We start from the raw sequence: 16,932 nt of genomic DNA on the forward strand, positions 1-16,932 counted from the left end.
GTTTACCTTAGTCTTCAATCTTAAGTAGGTACGATATTTTATTAATCATGCCTCTTACTTCAGGCGTATCAACCAATTCTACTGTATGATTAATACGCTTAAGTCCAAGACCTGTTACTGTTGCACGATGAGAGGGTAAGCGACCATGAAAACTCTTAACCAGAGTTACGCTTACTGTACTTTTTTTAGTTGCAGTTTTTTTTGCTGCTACTTTTTTCTCTTCAGTCATTATGCCTCTCCCCTGATTTCTTCAACAGTTTTACCACGCTTGGCTGCAACTAATTGCGGAGATGACATTGAGGTTAAGCCTTCAATTGTTGCACGAACAACACTGATAGGGTTGCGTGTACCGTTGCATTTTGCCAAGATATTGTGCACACCAACTGCCTCTAATACACTACGCATTGGGCCACCAGCAATAACACCTGTGCCTTCTGATGCTGGTTGCATATAAACTTTGGCAGCGCCAACATTAGAAGTAATAGGGTAATAAAGTGTACCATCTTTAAGTGGCACACTCTTCATTGCCTTTCTTGCTTTGTCCATTGCTTTTTGGATGGCAACAGGCACTTCACGAGCTTTACCCGTACCATAACCTACTTTACCATTGCCATCACCTACAACAACCAATGCAGAAAAGCCAAAGATGCGACCACCTTTAACTACTTTTACAACGCGACGAATATTGACCAATTTTTCAATATAATCATCACCTTCTTCTTTATTATTTTTTCTAAAATCTGCCATTCTCTATGCCTTTTTATAATTTTTTTTAAAAGTCCAAGCCACCATCTCTAGCTGCTTCTGCTAATGCCTTAATACGACCATGGTATTTGAAGCCAGATCGATCAAATGCAACCTTTGTTACCTTTACTTTTTTCGCTGCCTTGGCAATCTCAGCACCAATCTTTGTTGCTGCTGCTACATTGCCCCCATTCTTCTCTTTTAAGCTAGAAGCAAAAGCCAAAGTTTTTGTGCCACAAGCACTAATCACTTGCACATAAATATGCTGGGCAGTTTTGTGCACACATAAACGCTCAACACCTTTCTCAGCATGCTTTGCTCTAAACTTAGTTGCTCTTCTTAAACGCGCTTGTTTTTTAGAAAGTTTCATACAATTACCTTAATTAATTATTTCTTCTTAGCTTCTTTACGAACCACATACTCATCAGTATAACGAACACCTTTGCCTTTATAAGGCTCTGGTGGACGAAAGGCACGAATTTCAGCAGCCACTTGACCTACTTTTTGTTTGTCCATACCCTGAACAACAATCTCAGTCTGAGAAGGTGTCTCAGCAGTAATACCTTCTGGTAATGCATACTGAACAGGATGTGAAAAACCCAATGTTAAATCTAATACCTTGCCCATTGATTTGGCACGATAACCAACGCCAATTAGGGTTAATTTTTTTATCCAACCTTCTGAAACGCCTTGAATCAAGTTCGCCATATTGGCTCTAACAGTACCCGCTTGCGCCCATGCTTTCTTTTCATCTTTCTTATCAACTTTGGCAATGGCAAATGTTAAAACATTGTCTGTATTGGTAATTGTTACCAATGGATGAACATTCATCTGCATTTGGCCTAACTTACCTTTAACTGCCACTGAAGAATCCTTTAACGATACTTCAATACCTGCTGGAATTTCGATTGGTGCTTTTGCAACTCTAGACATCTTATAACTCCTTTAAGAAACGCTACACAAAACTTCACCACCCACATTTTGGGTTGCTGCTTTTTGTCCAGTCATTACACCTTTGGGTGTTGAAACAATAACAATACCTAGTCCATTCATAACACTTGGCATTTCAGTACTCTTTGCATATACACGCAAACTTGGCTTTGAAATTCTTTTCAACGAATCAATAACAGGTTTTTCATCATAATACTTTAACTTAATAGTCAAAGTCTTAGTGGCTTTTTCACCAGCAACACTAAACGATTCAATATAACCTTCTTGCTGCATCACACTTGCGATAGCAGACTTTAAACTTGATGCTGGAATGTTAACTTCTTTCTTTTCAACCATATGTGCATTACGAATGCGGGTTAACATATCAGCTACGGGATCAGACATACTCATAATCTATTACCTCCTACCAACTTGCTTTAGATAAACCAGGAACTTCGCCGTTCATGGTGCGTTCTCTAAGTTTGATTCTAGCCAAACCAAACTTACGATAAAAACCGTGTGGACGACCTGTCAAACCACAACGACTGCGTTGTCTGGTTGGCGAAGCGTCACGCGGCAATGCCTGCAACTTAATCGTTGCTTGAAAGCGTTCTTCGTCAGAAGTATTTACGCTTTTAATAATTCTCTTTAACTCAAGGCGCTTAGTGCGGTATTTTGCAACCAACTTAGTGCGCTTAAGGTCTCTGTTTATCATAGACTTTTTAGCCATTTTCTTTATCCTTAAATGGGAAATTAAACATTGCTAATAGTTTCTTAGCGTCTTCATTATTTTGTGCACTAGTAGTAATAGCAATATCCATACCACGCACTCTTGTTACTTTTTCGAAATCAATTTCAGGGAATACGATTTGTTCAGTTAAACCCATGTTGTAATTGCCACGACCATCAAATGATTTCTCATTTAAGCCACGAAAGTCACGAATACGCGGAATTGCGATATTAACTAAGCGATCTAAGAATTCATACATCTTTTCTTTGCGCAATGTTACTTTACAACCAATAGCATTACCTTCTCTTAACTTGAAACTCGCTACTGATTTGCGTGCAATACAGGTCATTGGTTTTTGACCTGAAATTAAACTCATTTCTTCTAATGCGCTTTGCAAAATTTTCTTGTCACCTAGCGCACTACCCAGACCCATATTAATGGTAATCTTTTCAATCTTAGGCACTGCCATTGGATTCTTTTGGTCCAACTCTTTTTGTAGAGCGGGTAGAATTTCTTCTTTATATTGTTTTTGTAATCTAGACACGGTATTTTCCTTTTAACTGTTTCAAACGATTGATTCGCCGTTTGATTTAAAAAATCTTTCCTTGTTACCCTCTTTGTTGGCACGAATACCAACTCTATCTGCTTTTTTAGTCTTCGCATTGTAAATTGCTACATTTGAAATTGCCATTGGCATTTCTGTATCAATAATACCACCCGTAACACCCGCATTTGGATTGGGCTTAACATGCTTCTTAGCAATGTTTAAACCTTCAACCACAACTTTAGCATTTGTTACTTTAGTTACAGTACCCATTGAGCCTTTGTCTTTACCTGCAATAACAATAACTTCGTCATTCATTCTAATCTTTTGCATTATAGAACCTCTGGTGCTAATGAGACAATTTTCATAAATTTTGCACTGCGCAATTCACGGGTTACAGGGCCAAAGATGCGTGTACCCACTGGCTCAAGTTTTGTATTTAACAACACAACTGCATTATTGTCAAAACGAATGCGTGAGCCATCAGCACGACGAACACCTTGTGCTGTACGAACAACAACGGCATCATACACATCACCTTTTTTGACTTTAGCGCGAGGTGCGGCTTCTTTAATACTTACTTTGACCACATCACCGATATTTGCATAACGACGCTTAGAGCCACCTAATACTTTAATACACATTGCTTTGACACCACCACTGTTGTCGGCAATATGAAGTTTTGTTTGCATTTGAATCATATTTTATTCTCTTTTAATATGCTAATAATTAATCAATCGCAACTGATTTTTCAAGGACTTCTAGCAACGCCCAACACTTGGTTTTAGAAAACGGTTTCGCTTCAACAACTCTTACCGTATCGCCTAAACCGCATTCATTATTTGCATCATGTGCATGTACTTTAGTACTGCGCTTGATGTACTTCTTATAAATTGGGTGTCTTACTTTACGCTCAATTTGAACCGCAATTGTTTTATCACGACTATTACTAACAACTTTGCCTGTTAATACGCGTTCTACTTTATTCTCGCTCATACTCGTTTCTCTCTAATAATAGTTTTAACTCGTGCAATCGACTTTTTAATCTTGCTTAATTTAGATGCATCATCTAACTGTGCACTTTTATGCTTCATACGCAATTCAAAATGATCTTTTAAAAGTGTCATTAAAGTTTCGTTAAGTGTAGAAGTATCTTGACTTCTTAATTCTTTTGCATCCATTACATTGCCATCCTTTTAATTACTTTCGTTTTTACTGGTAATTTAGCTGCTGCTAGTGCAAACGCCTCTTTTGCAACAGTCTCATCAACGCCTTGCATTTCAAACAACATTTGACCTGGTTTGATTTGTGCAATCCAATATTCAACACTACCCTTACCTTTACCCATACGCACTTCCAATGGCTTTTTAGTAATAGGCTTATCTGGAAACACACGAATCCAAATTTTACCCTGACGCTTCACATGGCGCGTCATTGCTCTACGAGCGGCTTCAATTTGTCTGGCAGTCATACGACATCTACCCACAGCTTGTAAGCCAATTTCACCAAAACTAACCTTATGGCCAGTTGCAAGACCGCGGTTACGGCCTTTCATCATTTTTCTAAATTTTGTACGTTTAGGTTGTAGCATTTCTCAATCCTTTATTTCTTACCGATTTGATTAGTAGCACCACGACGAGCAACCTCATCTAATGTGCCTTTCTTATGGTCTAAAATTTCACCTTTAAATATCCAAACCTTGATACCGATTACCCCATATTGTGTATTTGCACCATAATGTGCGTAATCAACATCCGCTCTAAAAGTATGCAATGGTACACGACCCTCTCTATACCACTCAGAGCGTGCAATTTCTGCACCGTTTAAGCGACCACTAACCATTACTTTAATTCCCTGAGCGCCTAAGCGTGTGGCATTACCTAATACACGCTTAACTGCACGCCTATACATCACACGCTTTTCTAATTGTTGTGCAATATTCTCTGCTACCAAACGCGCATCCAACTCTGGCTTCTTAATTTCTTCAATACTAATATGTACTGGAATGCCCATTATCTTGGCAACAATAGCCTTTAGATCTTCAATATCTGCGCCTTTTTTACCAATAACAATACCTGGGCGTGCAGTATGAATAATAACTTTTGCATTATCTGCAAGACGCTCAATCTGAACACGACTAACAGAAGCGGATTTTAATTTCTCAAATAAGAAATCTCTCACTTTAATATCAGACAATAAGTACTTAGAATAATCTTGAGAATTTGCATACCACTTAGAATCCCAATCTTTAACGATGCCTAATCTAATACCTTTTGGATTTACTTTTTGACCCATAATTAACCTGCGCTTACGCCAACTGTAATGTGGCTTGTTCTTTTTAAAATACGATTCGCTCTACCTTTTGCTCTAGGGCGAATTCTTTTCATTGTTGAGCCTTCGTCAATATAAACGCTGCTCACCTTTAATTCATCAATGTCTAGTCCATCATTGTTTTCAGCATTTGAAATCGCCGAATTCAACACTTTCTTAACAAGTACCGATGCTTTTTTATTGCTAAACGATAAAATGTTAAGTGCCTCCTCTACTGATTTTGAACGAATTTGATCCGCTACCAATCTCGCCTTAAAGGCTGAGGTTTTTGCATATTTATGTATTGCTTTAACTTCTTTCATTTCAACCTACCTATATTTATGCTTTACGATCGCCTGAATGTGCATGGAATGTTCTAGTCGCTGCAAATTCACCCAGTTTATGACCTACCATTTGTTCGTTAACTGATACTGGCACATGTGCTCTGCCATTATGCACTGCGATTGTTAAGCCAATCATTTCAGGCACAATTACCGAACGCCTAGACCAAGTTTTAATTGGTTTTCTATCGTTATTCTCTTGAGCAGTTAATACTTTTTTGATTAAATGCTCGTCAACAAATGGACCCTTTCTTAATGATCTAGCCATAATTACCCTTATTTATTTCGACGACGTACGATAAGTTTATCAGTACGCTTATTACTACGTGTTTTATAACCCTTAGTTGGTGTACCCCAAGGAGAAACCGGATGACGACCACCACTAGTTTTACCTTCACCACCACCATGTGGGTGATCAACTGGGTTCATCACTACACCACGAACAGTAGGTCTGACACCTCTCCAACGAGTAGCACCCGCTTTACCAAGTTTTCTTAAACTGTGCTCTTTCTTAGATACTTCGCCAATGGTTGCACGACAATCTGCCAATACTTTACGCACCTCACCAGAACGCAATCTCAAAGTAACATAAGTACCTTCTTTTGCAATTAACTGTGCTGAAGTACCTGCACTGCGTGCCATTTGTGCGCCCTTACCTGGCTTAAGTTCGATGCAATGAATAACACTACCCAGTGGAATATTCGCACATGGCATTACATTACCAACTTTAATAGCAACGCTATTACCTGAAACAATTTCTTCACCTACTTGTAAACCGTTTGGTGCAATAATATACTTTCGCTCACCATCTGCATATAAAACCAAAGCAATATTTGCACTACGATTTGGATCATATTCTAGACGCTCAACTTTTGCAACAATATCGTCTTTATTGCGTCTGAAATCAATAATGCGATAACGACGCTTATGGCCACCACCCTTATGTCGAACCGTAATTTTTCCACGGTTATTACGACCACTGATTCTATTCTTGCTTTCTGTTAGCGGTGCATAAGGCGTACCTTTATGCAAATCTTTATCAACAACATTAACAACAAATCGTCTGCCAGGTGAAGTTGGTTTTCTTTTAATTACTTGTGCCATAATCTCTCTCTTAAGATGCGCTTACGTCAATCATTTGGCCTTCAGACACTTTTACCATTGCCTTCTTCCAATTAACACGACGACCAATTTTGCCTTTATAAACTTTTTTCTTACCTTTAACAACAGAGGTGGTTACATTTTCTACAGTAACACCAAATAGCGTTTCAACTGCTGCCTTGATTTCTTTCTTATTACTATCAACACGCACTTTAAATGCATACTGATTTTGTACTGACAACAATGATGTTTTCTCAGAAACAATAGGTGCCAATAAAGTTTTCAATACTTTTTCTTGATTCATAATTGTGCCTCAATTTTCTTTAATGCTGCTTCAGTAACCACAACATTTTCATAACCAATTAAACTCACTGGGTCAATACTTTGTGTGTCACAAACGCCAACATGATATAAATTACGCGAAGAAAGATATAAATTTTCATCTAACTCATCTGTCATTAACAGTGCATCTTTCACATCTAAAGCCTTAAGCAATGCTGTAACATTTTTTGTTTTCGCATCTTTGACTTCAAAATCTTTTACCACTTTCAGGCGCTCAGTACGCACCAACTCTGAAAAAATAACGCTAATTGCACCTTTGTACATTTTCTTGTTAACTTTTTGAGAAAAACTCTTTGGCTGTGCAGCAAATGTTACGCCACCTGAACGCCAAATAGGTCCACGAGAAGTACCTGCACGAGCACGACCAGTACCTTTTTGTGCCCAAGGTTTTTTACCGCCACCACTCACTGCTGAGCGATTCTTTTGCGCTTTAGAACCTTGGCGACCCGTCGCCATATAAGCCGTTGTTATTTGGTGAACCAACGATTGGTTGTAATCTCTTGCAAATACCTTATCCGCAACTTCAGCAGAAGTGGACTTATTGGTGCTTATATCTAATACTTTTAATTTCATTTTAACAACCTTATTCTTTTGTTTCGGCTTCTGGTGCTACATCAACAGCATCTTTCTGCTCTTGAAGTTGCTTACTTATGCCGTTATTTACTTTATCTTTTTTAGTAGATAAATTAACTTTAACAAAACCTTTGTTAGCACCAGGGATTGAGCCCTTTACTAAAATTAAGTTTCTCTCATTGTCAACACGAATCACTTCTAAACATTCTTGTGTTACCTGCTCATCACCCATGTGACCAGCCATCTTCTTGCCTTTAAATACACGACCAGGATCTTGACACTGTCCAGTAGAGCCAATTGCTCTGTGAGAAATCGAGTTACCATGTGTGGCATCTTGCATTGAAAAATTATGACGCTTCACACCACCCTGAAAACCCTTTCCTTTAGATTGCCCAGTAACATCAACATAATGACCTGCGCCAAAAGTTGATAAATCAAAGCTCTTTACACCTGCAATTTCATCAGCATTTGCTCTAAATTCCCAAAGACCTAAACCAATCTCTTGTTCAGCTTTTGCATAATGACCTTTAGTTGCTGATGAAACACGACGCAACTTCGCCTGACCTTTCTTATTAACTTTAGCACCCGTAGTAACCTGTACAGCGCTATAGCCATCTACTTCTACTGTTTTTGTCTGAACAACACGATTAGGTTCAACTTTAATAACACTTACTGCAGTCGCCGAACCATCGTCAGCCAAAATACGCGTCATTCCTAATTTTTGTCCTACTAAACCAATTGCCATGATTCTATTCCTATTACTTGTGTTTGTTAATTAAGCTGAATTGCTACATCAACGCCTGCTGCTAAATCTAATTTCATTAATGCATCAACTGTTTTATCAGTTGGGCTAATAACATCCATTAATCTAACATATGTTCTTAATTCGTACTGATCTCTTGCTTTCTTGTTGACATGTGGAGAAGTTAAAACTGTAAAACGCTCCTTCTTTGTTGGCAAGGGAATCGGACCTCTAACACTAGCACCAGTGCTTTTTGCTGTTGCTACAATCTCGATGGCAGACTTATCGATTAAACGATGGTCAAATGCCTTTAATTTAATTCTAATATTTTGATTGCTCATGTTCTGAATCCTATTAATAAGTACAACTTATGTTTCAACGAAAAAGCGAACATTATACAAGAATATTCGCTCTTAGATTAATTAATTTATTTTTAATCTGTCACCTTAGCAACAACACCTGCACCAACGGTACGCCCGCCTTCTCTGATGGCAAATCTTAAGCCTTCTTCCATAGCGATTGGTGATAATAACTCTACTTCCATCTTCACATTGTCACCCGGCATAACCATTTCTACATCTTTTGGTAATTGGCAAGCGCCAGTAACATCAGTTGTTCTGAAATAAAATTGTGGACGGTAGTTATTGAAGAATGGTGTGTGTCGTCCGCCTTCATCTTTGCTTAAAATATAAACTTCTGCTTCAAACTTTGAATGCGGCTTGATTGAACCTGGCTTGGCCAATACTTGACCACGCTCTACATCTTCGCGTTTAGTACCACGAAGTAGAACGCCAACATTATCACCTGCTTCACCAGAATCTAATAATTTACGGAACATTTCAACACCTGTACAAGTTGTTGTTTGTGTGTCTCTAATGCCAACGATTTCAATTTCATCATTAACATTAACAATACCTGCTTCAATACGACCTGTAACCACGGTACCACGACCAGAGATTGAGAATACATCCTCAATTGGCATAATAAATGGTTTGTCTGTATCACGCTTAGGTGTTGGAATGTATGAATCTAATGCTTCAACCAATTTAACGATAGAAGGAACGCCAATGTCTGAAGTGTCGCCTTCTAATGCTTTTAGTGCAGAGCCAAAAATAACGGGGGTGTCATCACCTGGGAAATCATATTCGGTCAACAGTTCACGAATTTCCATTTCTACCAATTCTACCAATTCTTCGTCATCAACCATATCGGCTTTGTTCATATAAACAAGAATATACGGAACACCTACTTGCTTAGACAAAAGGATATGCTCACGAGTTTGTGCCATAGGGCCGTCTGTTGCTGCAATAACGATAATAGCGCCATCCATTTGGGCGGCACCAGTAATCATATTCTTGACATAGTCGGCGTGTCCGGGGCAGTCAACATGGGCATAATGACGAGCTTCTGATTCATATTCTACATGCGCTGTTGAAATGGTAATACCACGCTCTCTTTCTTCAGGGGCATTATCAATATCTGCATAGTCGTTAAATTCACCGCCATTGATTTCTGCCATAACTTTAGTGATGGCTGCTGTTAGGGTGGTTTTACCATGGTCAACATGACCAATAGTGCCTACATTAACATGGGGTTTGGTTCTTTCGAATTTTTCTTTTGACATATTATTGCTCCTTGTTACTTTATATTATTTATTTAATTTTTCGATGACATCATCAGCAACATTTTTTGGTGCTGCGGTATATTTTGAGAACTCCATTGAGTAACTTGCGCGACCTTGAGTTGCGGAACGAAGGTCATTTGCATAACCAAACATTTCAGCCAATGGAACATCTGCTTTTAACTGCTTGCCATTCGGGAGATCTTCCATTGCACCTACCAAACCACGGCGTCTATTTAGATCGCCCATCACATCACCCATATATTCTTCAGGTGTAACAATCTCAACAGCCATCATCGGCTCAAGTAATTGTGGATTTGCCAATCGAACGCCTTCTGCTAAACACTTACTAGCAGCAATCTTAAATGCCATTTCGTTTGAGTCTACATCATGGTAAGAACCATCATAAACAGTAACCTTCATATCAACCAATGGGAAGCCAGCCAATACACCGTTTTCCATTTGCTCTTGAATACCTTTGTTAACCGCAGGAACATATTCTTTAGGAATAACGCCACCTTTAATCTCATCAACAAATTCATAGCCAGCACCCGGCTCTTGTGGCTCAATGCGTAAATATACATGTCCATATTGACCACGACCACCTGATTGTTTAGCAAATTTGTGCTGATGCTCAACCAAAGTTGTAATCGCTTCACGATAAGCAACTTGTGGTGCGCCGACATTACACTCAACATCAAACTCACGCTTCATACGATCAACAATAATATCCAAATGAAGTTCGCCCATGCCTGCAATAATAGTTTGACCCGACTCTTCGTCACTTGATACACGGAATGAAGGATCTTCAGCGGCAAGTTTACCTAAGGCAATACCCATTTTTTCTTGGTCTGCTTTGGTTTTTGGTTCAACTGCCAAAGCAATTACTGGCTCTGGAAATTCCATTCTTTCCAAGACAATTTTCTCTTTCATGTCACACAGGGTATCACCTGTAGTCACATCTTTGAGTCCAATGGCGGCTGCAATATCGCCAGCACGAACCTCTTTAATTTCATCTCGTTCGTTTGAGTGCATTTGCACCATACGACCAATACGCTCTTTTTTGCCTTTAGATGAATTATAAACAAAATCACCTGCTTTTAACACGCCTGAATACACACGGAAAAATGTTAAATTTCCTACAAATGGATCGGTTGCAATTTTAAATGCTAATGCTGCGAATGGTTCGCTGTCATCGGCTTTACGCGGTGCACGAGTTTCCTCTTTATCATCAAGAATACCTTCAATCGCATCCACATCTAGCGGTGACGGCATATACATAATTATTGCATCTAATGCTGCTTGCACACCTTTATTCTTAAAGGCTGAACCACAAAACATTGGAATAATATGATTGCCAATACACTGAGAACGAATGCCTTCTTTAATTTCATCATCTGACAATTCGCCTTCTTCTAAGTATTTTTCCATTAACTCATCATTGGCTTCTGCTGCAGACTCAACCATAAATTCACGCTTTTCTTTTGCTAAGTCTTGTAAATCTTCTGGAATGTCTTTAGTTTCGTAGGTGGCACCTTGATCTTCTTCGTTCCAATAAATGGCTTTCATGGTAATTAAATCAACCACACCTTTAAAGTCTTCTTCTGCACCAATAGCGATTTGCATTGGTACCGGATTTGCACCTAAACGGGTTTTAATTTGCGCACAAACGCGCAAAAAATCTGCACCAGCACGATCCATTTTGTTAACAAAACCAATTCTTGGTACATTGTATTTATTTGCTTGACGCCACACAGTCTCAGATTGAGGCTCTACACCACCAACCGCACAAAACAAAGCTAGCGCACCATCTAATACTTTAAGAGAACGCTCAACTTCAATCGTAAAATCAACATGTCCCGGAGTATCAATAATATTGATGCGATGCTCTTCAAACTGCTCATCCATACCTTTCCACATACAAGTGGTTGCAGCAGAAGTAATGGTAATACCACGCTCTTGCTCTTGCTCCATCCAGTCCATGGTAGCGCCACCATCATGCACTTCACCAATTTTGTGTGTGCGACCTGTATACAAAAGTACACGCTCAGTAGTAGTAGTTTTACCAGCATCAATATGCGCCATAACGCCAACATTACGGTAGCGACTCAGTGGGTGATTTCTTGCCATCTTCTTATCCTTTTATGTCTACCAGCGGAAGTGAGCAAACGCTTTGTTTGCCTCTGCCATTCTGTGTGTGTCTTCTTTCTTTTTAAATGCAGTGCCACGATTTTGGACAGCGTCCAAAACTTCGCCTGCTAACCTTAGCTTCATGCCTTTTTCACCGCGTTTGCGTGATGCTTCAATAATCCAGCGCATTGCTAGTGCAATTTTACGCTCAGATCTAACTTCAACGGGTACTTGATAAGTGGAGCCACCAACACGACGAGATTTAATCTCAACTTGTGGTCCAATATTTTCTAGTGCTTGCTTAAAAGTCTCAATTGGCTCGGCATTACCTTTGGCTTCAATTGTATTTAACGCATCATAAACAATCTTCTCAGCTACAGATTTTTTGCCATCTAACATTAAGATGTTAACAAACTTAGCCAATACTAAATCGCCAAACTTTGGGTCTGGTAGGATTTCTCTTTTTGGTGCGGATCTTCTTCTCATAGTTTTTCTCTTGTTTTAATATTTAGTTTATTTCTTTGGTTTCTTGGTGCCATATTTAGAGCGACCTTGCATTCTGCCATCAACACCAACCGTATCTAATGCGCCACGAACAGTATGGTAACGCACACCTGGTAAATCCTTTACACGACCACCACGAATTAAAATCACCGAGTGTTCTTGTAAGTTATGACCTTCGCCACCAATATAAGTCGTTACTTCAGCAGCATTGGTTAATCTAACACGGGCAACTTTACGCAATGCTGAATTAGGCTTTTTAGGTGTTGTTGTATATACACGAGTACATACACCACGCTTTTGTGGGCAGCTGTCTAAGGCTGGAACACCACTCTTTGTAACCTTCTTTTTACGCGGTTTGCGTACTAATTGATTCACTGTTGACATAAATACATTACTCCAATAAATTACTAAATATTTGTTTATAAAATTAATCGCTCTTTCGTTTTCACGGGCAATAAAGGCAAGCATTATACTGTGCTGAATTACCCCCGTCAATATGTTTTCTTAATTTTTTTACTAAGAGTGGCCTTTGCATAAATATAAATAATCATCAAGAATCCGCTTTTCACCCACTTGGTAATTTTTTAAACCCAGCCTTAGCCCTGCTAGGACAAGGTTTAAGAAAATCACCAAGTGGGCAAAAATTGAATTTTGCTAATCGTCTATATTTATGCAAAGGTCTCAAAGAAAGTTTTGTATAAAATATTAGGGATGAATAAAATTCATTTTTTCTAAACTTATTAACTTTTCTAAACCTTGTTTTAGTAAGGCTTAGACTGGATTTAAGAAAATTTCCAAGTAAGTGAAATAGGCACTTAGATAACCACTCATAATTTTATACAAAAGTTTCAGCTCAGTCTGTCTAATAAAAAACGACTGGCACGATTTAACATCTCAAACACATCATCAAAACGCCCTTCAAAATATGGATCGGGCACGCCTTTTCCGTTATTTTTCGGAATATTATCAAGCATTAAAGAAAGTTTGTGCTGATGTTCTGATGGGCAAATGTCTTGCAAGTCTGTCAAATTACTAACATCCATCGCAAAAATATAATCATAATGATAAAAATCTGACTCATGTACTTGCCTAGCACGCTGCACAGACAAGTCCACATTGTGCTTATGTGCCACAACTTGAGAACGAGTATCGGGTTGCTCGCCAATATGATAAGCATGCGTTCCTGCGGAATCAATTTCAAATAAATCTTGTACGCCTCGCTTTTGCATTTGCGAATAAAAAGCGCCCTCAGCAGTTGGTGATCGGCAGATATTACCCATACACACAAACAAGATTTTGATTTTTTCGTTACTCATTGTGCTTATACTTAGATAAAATCCAACATTATATCTATTAAAAACTATTGTCTATGCCAAACACATTATTAAACTTTGCTAAAAAGGTCATTCTCACTGAAGCACAAGCAGTTAGTCAATTGGCTGATAGGCTTGACCAAAGTTTTATAGATGCTTGCACACTCATTCAAAACTGCACAGGTAAAGTGATTTTAATTGGCATGGGTAAGTCGGGACATATTGGCAATAAGATTGCTGCCACTTTTGCCTCCACTGGCACCCCTGCGTTTGCCGTCCACCCTGGCGAGGCAGGGCATGGTGACTTAGGTATGATTGAACAAAACGATGTTGCTATTTGTATTTCTTACTCAGGCGAATCTGATGAAATTATGACACTGGTGCCAGTGATTAAACGCCTTGGTGTTGCTATTATTGCTATGACAGGCAATAAAAACTCTGCTATTGGAAAAATCAGCGATGTGCATCTTGATGTGAGTGTTGAAAAAGAAGCTTGTCCACATAATTTAGCCCCCACTTCTTCCACCACAGTAGCGCTTGCCATGGGCGATGCTTTGGCAGTGAGTTTGCTTAATGATAAAGGTTTTAGCCCCGATGATTTCGCCCGTTCGCATCCCAGTGGGGCACTCGGCAGACGCTTACTAACTTTTGTCAATAACATTATGAAAACCAATGACGATATTCCTATTGCCAACGCCGACACCAAACTGCTTGATGCTCTGCTGATAATGAGTCAAAAAGCCTTGGGCATGGTGCTAATTACCAATGAAAATACCCTACAAGGCATTTTCACCGATGGCGACCTACGCCGTGTATTGGAAACCCATTCTAATATTCAAGACTTAACTATTGGCGAGGTTATGACCTCAAATTGCAAATCTATTCTAGCCGACAAACCCGCTATGGCAGCAGTTGCAATAATGGATAAATTCAACCTAAATTCACTACCAGTCGTTGATAAAAACAATCAAGTTCTTGGTGCAATCAACACCCATACTTTAATGCAGGCAAAGATTATTTAAACTGAAATTTACCAATGGCAAGAAACTGCACTTTTGCACCTCTCAAGGTCTGGAAAATTACAACTGAATAAAAAAAATTCCCTGTATTCAATACCTATCTCTAATACAGAAGAAGCCCCTAGTTTGTTAATCGTTCTACACCCCAGTAAATACCAATAAATGCTATGATGAATGATGCTGGGATAACAGCAAGTTGTCGATAATTAAGTTTGGCTATTTTGAGCAATAATAGAACAGCAACAACACTTAGAACGATAATAACTTGTGCCAATTCAACGCCAATATTAAAACTGATTAAGGTAGTTACAAAATTGTCATTCGTCATTTCAAAAGATTTAAGCATACTGGCAAAACCCAATCCATGAACCAAACCGAATAAAAATACAATGATGCTTTTGCGTTTAATAGATTGGTTAGGCAGTAAGTTTTCAATTGCTACAAACGCAATAGAAAAGGCGATTAACGGCTCAATAATCCGCCCTGATATTTCTATAATGCCTAACATTGCCAAACCTAGTGTTAAGGTGTGTGCTAGGGTAAAAGTGCTCACTAGCAATAACAGTCTTTGCCACAAGAGTGAGGAAAGTGCCATGCCGATAATAAATAAAATATGATCAAGCCCTAAGGGAATAACATGGTTGAAACCAATATTGATAAATTGCAATATTGTTTGCACAGTTGTCATTGGTTGCGGGTGGTTAATATCAATTATGCCACTTGATACACCGTTACGCAACCAACGCCATTGGCTCCAATTATATTCATCTTTTTTATATATTTGATGGCGTAATGCGCTGTCGCCATAGGATTTGTTGTATTGCCATGAGAGAGTTTTTGGCCATTCGCTTAGTTGGGTTGAGTAAGTAAGTAGCGTTTTTCTCGGGCGTTTTTTGTAACCCACAATGTCAATCTTTGTTGAAACGAGTTTTAAGTGCTGAGGTTTTTTATTAATAGTTAATAAAATATGGCTTAAAAATTTAGACTCAAAAGCCTTAAAGCGTGCCTGCAATGCCTCAGGTGCTAGCGCACGAAGTGTATCATATTGTGCCGAACTTGGTGCATCTGTAGTATTTTTATATTGAGTGCCAATATCCGTCATTGCCGCTTCAAGGCTTAAATCAATCACAACGCTGACTTTTTTATCCGCATAAATTGAAATTTCCACTAGCGCAGGTTTAACCACATCAGCAACTGACACGCCTGCCAATAAATACAGTAAAAAAACAAATTTCATTTATTTATTTTGTTTTTTGTCTATTTTTGCTTGTTTTTTGCGATTAATCTTATCCCAGTCAATATTTTCACAGGCATTACAATGGCGATTAACAATGCCTATTTTGACCAATAATGCATAAATTTTACAGCCGACACAAAAACCTACAATTGCCTCTAACCACATAAATAACAAACACATCCACACTAAGTTTAACGCTAGCCAAGAAGGAATGTAATTTTCATCAGCAGGAATATTAGTCCCTAACAAACTGTTAACCCAAAGTGCAACTGCGTCTGGGTTAAAAAAGATGATACACACAGAAATAAAACTTGACCCCAGCATCCAGGCACAACGCTTAGGGCCAATAGGACCCCATTCAGATTTCCTACCAGTAGCCAAAAAACTGGCCAATAAAATCGTGGGAGAAAATCGTGAGCCAATAATGGACATACCCAGCAACATTTCAATCAAAGCATAAATTAATAATTTAGTCTGAAAACCATATTCATAAACACGCTTCACTGCCTCTACTTGATAAACGATACGGTCATCCCAATTAGTCTCAAGCGTATCAACAGAAGTGGTATTAAGCACCACATCCCATGACGAGCCATACACCACATCAATCAAAGTAAAAACCATATAAATGGGGATAATCAATAACATACCCGCACGAATGCGTACTGCGGTGTTATTAATATGAATAGATTCCTCGCCTACATCACGAAACCAAAGGTTTTTAAAAGTATTTTTAATCAAGGTTATCATG

General features: G+C 38.8%; 28 protein-coding genes. 1 reads left to right on the forward strand and 27 read right to left on the reverse strand.

Annotated features, from left to right (window positions below; all coding sequences use genetic code 11):
- Nucleotides 1-7 precede the first annotated feature (7 nt).
- The 25 genes from rpmD to MS2017_RS09235 all read right to left on the reverse strand — a co-directional run bounded on the left by rpmD (nucleotide 8) and on the right by MS2017_RS09235 (nucleotide 13,928).
- Complete coding sequence (gene rpmD, locus MS2017_RS09115; protein ID WP_071564503.1) at nucleotides 8-229, reverse strand: 50S ribosomal protein L30; 222 nt, start codon at nucleotides 227-229, stop codon at nucleotides 8-10.
- A complete protein-coding gene (gene rpsE, locus MS2017_RS09120) occupies nucleotides 229-747 on the reverse strand; it encodes a 30S ribosomal protein S5 (RefSeq protein WP_071564504.1) in 519 nt (172 codons plus the stop codon). Before rpsE ends, rpmD begins: the two co-directional genes overlap by 1 nt.
- Before the next feature lie 25 nt (nucleotides 748-772).
- The gene (gene rplR / locus MS2017_RS09125) at nucleotides 773-1,114 is read right to left on the reverse strand and encodes a 50S ribosomal protein L18 (RefSeq protein WP_122951978.1); all 342 of its coding nucleotides are present in this window, start codon (nucleotides 1,112-1,114) and stop codon (nucleotides 773-775) included.
- A 17-nt stretch (nucleotides 1,115-1,131) separates the two neighbouring features.
- Entirely contained in the window at nucleotides 1,132-1,677 is a 546-nt protein-coding gene (rplF, locus tag MS2017_RS09130) for a 50S ribosomal protein L6 (protein WP_122951979.1), read from the reverse strand.
- Nucleotides 1,678-1,689: 12 nt separating this feature from the next.
- A complete protein-coding gene (gene rpsH, locus MS2017_RS09135) occupies nucleotides 1,690-2,085 on the reverse strand; it encodes a 30S ribosomal protein S8 (protein WP_071564507.1) in 396 nt (131 codons plus the stop codon).
- Nucleotides 2,086-2,098: 13 nt separating this feature from the next.
- Nucleotides 2,099-2,404: a 30S ribosomal protein S14 gene (gene rpsN, locus MS2017_RS09140; protein WP_071564508.1), complete on the reverse strand. Its 306-nt coding sequence runs from the start codon at nucleotides 2,402-2,404 to the stop codon at nucleotides 2,099-2,101.
- Nucleotides 2,397-2,948, reverse strand: coding sequence for a 50S ribosomal protein L5 (rplE, locus tag MS2017_RS09145; RefSeq protein ID WP_122951980.1), 552 nt, complete (start codon nucleotides 2,946-2,948; stop codon nucleotides 2,397-2,399). Before rplE ends, rpsN begins: the two co-directional genes overlap by 8 nt.
- Before the next feature lie 21 nt (nucleotides 2,949-2,969).
- On the reverse strand, nucleotides 2,970-3,281 hold the full coding sequence (rplX, locus tag MS2017_RS09150; RefSeq protein ID WP_076982506.1) for a 50S ribosomal protein L24: 312 nt from the start codon (nucleotides 3,279-3,281) through the stop codon (nucleotides 2,970-2,972).
- Nucleotides 3,281-3,649 carry a 50S ribosomal protein L14 gene (gene rplN / locus MS2017_RS09155; protein WP_071564509.1) on the reverse strand — a complete coding sequence of 123 codons (369 nt, stop codon included), beginning with the start codon at nucleotides 3,647-3,649 and terminating at the stop codon, nucleotides 3,281-3,283. Before rplN ends, rplX begins: the two co-directional genes overlap by 1 nt.
- Nucleotides 3,650-3,677: 28 nt before the next feature.
- Nucleotides 3,678-3,944 (reverse strand): 30S ribosomal protein S17, encoded by a 267-nt coding sequence (rpsQ, locus tag MS2017_RS09160; protein ID WP_071564510.1) that lies wholly within the window; start codon nucleotides 3,942-3,944, stop codon nucleotides 3,678-3,680.
- Nucleotides 3,941-4,129 carry a 50S ribosomal protein L29 gene (gene rpmC, locus MS2017_RS09165; protein ID WP_071564511.1) on the reverse strand — a complete coding sequence of 63 codons (189 nt, stop codon included), beginning with the start codon at nucleotides 4,127-4,129 and terminating at the stop codon, nucleotides 3,941-3,943. The genes rpsQ and rpmC overlap by 4 nt, the downstream gene beginning before the upstream one ends.
- The gene (rplP, locus tag MS2017_RS09170) at nucleotides 4,129-4,539 is read right to left on the reverse strand and encodes a 50S ribosomal protein L16 (protein WP_071564512.1); all 411 of its coding nucleotides are present in this window, start codon (nucleotides 4,537-4,539) and stop codon (nucleotides 4,129-4,131) included. The genes rpmC and rplP overlap by 1 nt, the downstream gene beginning before the upstream one ends.
- 11 nt (nucleotides 4,540-4,550) lie before the next feature.
- Entirely contained in the window at nucleotides 4,551-5,243 is a 693-nt protein-coding gene (gene rpsC / locus MS2017_RS09175; RefSeq protein WP_071564513.1) for a 30S ribosomal protein S3, read from the reverse strand.
- Nucleotides 5,244-5,245: 2 nt separating this feature from the next.
- Nucleotides 5,246-5,581 (reverse strand): 50S ribosomal protein L22, encoded by a 336-nt coding sequence (gene rplV / locus MS2017_RS09180; protein WP_071564514.1) that lies wholly within the window; start codon nucleotides 5,579-5,581, stop codon nucleotides 5,246-5,248.
- 16 nt (nucleotides 5,582-5,597) lie between these two features.
- Nucleotides 5,598-5,867 (reverse strand): 30S ribosomal protein S19, encoded by a 270-nt coding sequence (gene rpsS, locus MS2017_RS09185; RefSeq protein ID WP_071564515.1) that lies wholly within the window; start codon nucleotides 5,865-5,867, stop codon nucleotides 5,598-5,600.
- 8 nt (nucleotides 5,868-5,875) lie between these two features.
- The gene (gene rplB, locus MS2017_RS09190; RefSeq protein WP_071564516.1) at nucleotides 5,876-6,703 is read right to left on the reverse strand and encodes a 50S ribosomal protein L2; all 828 of its coding nucleotides are present in this window, start codon (nucleotides 6,701-6,703) and stop codon (nucleotides 5,876-5,878) included.
- A 10-nt stretch (nucleotides 6,704-6,713) separates the two neighbouring features.
- A complete protein-coding gene (rplW, locus tag MS2017_RS09195; protein ID WP_071564517.1) occupies nucleotides 6,714-7,004 on the reverse strand; it encodes a 50S ribosomal protein L23 in 291 nt (96 codons plus the stop codon).
- Nucleotides 7,001-7,615 (reverse strand): 50S ribosomal protein L4, encoded by a 615-nt coding sequence (rplD, locus tag MS2017_RS09200; protein WP_071564518.1) that lies wholly within the window; start codon nucleotides 7,613-7,615, stop codon nucleotides 7,001-7,003. The genes rplW and rplD overlap by 4 nt, the downstream gene beginning before the upstream one ends.
- A 10-nt stretch (nucleotides 7,616-7,625) precedes the next feature.
- Nucleotides 7,626-8,360: a 50S ribosomal protein L3 gene (gene rplC, locus MS2017_RS09205; protein ID WP_071564519.1), complete on the reverse strand. Its 735-nt coding sequence runs from the start codon at nucleotides 8,358-8,360 to the stop codon at nucleotides 7,626-7,628.
- A 26-nt stretch (nucleotides 8,361-8,386) separates the two neighbouring features.
- Nucleotides 8,387-8,698, reverse strand: a complete 312-nt coding sequence (gene rpsJ, locus MS2017_RS09210; RefSeq protein WP_066043009.1) for a 30S ribosomal protein S10 — start codon at nucleotides 8,696-8,698, stop codon at nucleotides 8,387-8,389.
- A gap of 92 nt (nucleotides 8,699-8,790) precedes the next feature.
- Nucleotides 8,791-9,981 carry an elongation factor Tu gene (gene tuf, locus MS2017_RS09215; protein ID WP_122951122.1) on the reverse strand — a complete coding sequence of 397 codons (1,191 nt, stop codon included), beginning with the start codon at nucleotides 9,979-9,981 and terminating at the stop codon, nucleotides 8,791-8,793.
- A gap of 24 nt (nucleotides 9,982-10,005) precedes the next feature.
- A complete protein-coding gene (gene fusA, locus MS2017_RS09220; protein ID WP_122951981.1) occupies nucleotides 10,006-12,108 on the reverse strand; it encodes an elongation factor G in 2,103 nt (700 codons plus the stop codon).
- Nucleotides 12,109-12,126: 18 nt separating this feature from the next.
- Nucleotides 12,127-12,594 (reverse strand): 30S ribosomal protein S7, encoded by a 468-nt coding sequence (rpsG, locus tag MS2017_RS09225; protein WP_071564927.1) that lies wholly within the window; start codon nucleotides 12,592-12,594, stop codon nucleotides 12,127-12,129.
- Between the two features lie 27 nt (nucleotides 12,595-12,621).
- Nucleotides 12,622-12,996, reverse strand: coding sequence for a 30S ribosomal protein S12 (rpsL, locus tag MS2017_RS09230; RefSeq protein WP_071564929.1), 375 nt, complete (start codon nucleotides 12,994-12,996; stop codon nucleotides 12,622-12,624).
- 464 nt (nucleotides 12,997-13,460) lie between these two features.
- The gene (locus tag MS2017_RS09235) at nucleotides 13,461-13,928 is read right to left on the reverse strand and encodes a low molecular weight protein-tyrosine-phosphatase (RefSeq protein ID WP_071564926.1); all 468 of its coding nucleotides are present in this window, start codon (nucleotides 13,926-13,928) and stop codon (nucleotides 13,461-13,463) included.
- A 53-nt stretch (nucleotides 13,929-13,981) separates the two neighbouring features.
- On the opposite strand from MS2017_RS09235, the gene MS2017_RS09240 reads away from it, so the two are divergent.
- Nucleotides 13,982-14,947 carry a KpsF/GutQ family sugar-phosphate isomerase gene (locus MS2017_RS09240; protein ID WP_071564925.1) on the forward strand — a complete coding sequence of 322 codons (966 nt, stop codon included), beginning with the start codon at nucleotides 13,982-13,984 and terminating at the stop codon, nucleotides 14,945-14,947.
- A gap of 118 nt (nucleotides 14,948-15,065) precedes the next feature.
- Here MS2017_RS09240 and MS2017_RS09245 read toward each other — a convergent pair whose 3' ends face one another.
- Both MS2017_RS09245 and MS2017_RS09250 read right to left on the reverse strand, forming a co-directional pair.
- Complete coding sequence (locus MS2017_RS09245; RefSeq protein ID WP_122951982.1) at nucleotides 15,066-16,181, reverse strand: HupE/UreJ family protein; 1,116 nt, start codon at nucleotides 16,179-16,181, stop codon at nucleotides 15,066-15,068.
- Entirely contained in the window at nucleotides 16,182-16,931 is a 750-nt protein-coding gene (locus tag MS2017_RS09250) for a DUF4395 domain-containing protein (protein WP_122951983.1), read from the reverse strand.
- Nucleotide 16,932: the final 1 nt, after the last annotated feature.

The sequence above is a fragment of the Bathymodiolus thermophilus thioautotrophic gill symbiont genome, assembly GCF_003711265.1.
Classification (GTDB): domain Bacteria; phylum Pseudomonadota; class Gammaproteobacteria; order PS1; family Pseudothioglobaceae; genus Thiodubiliella.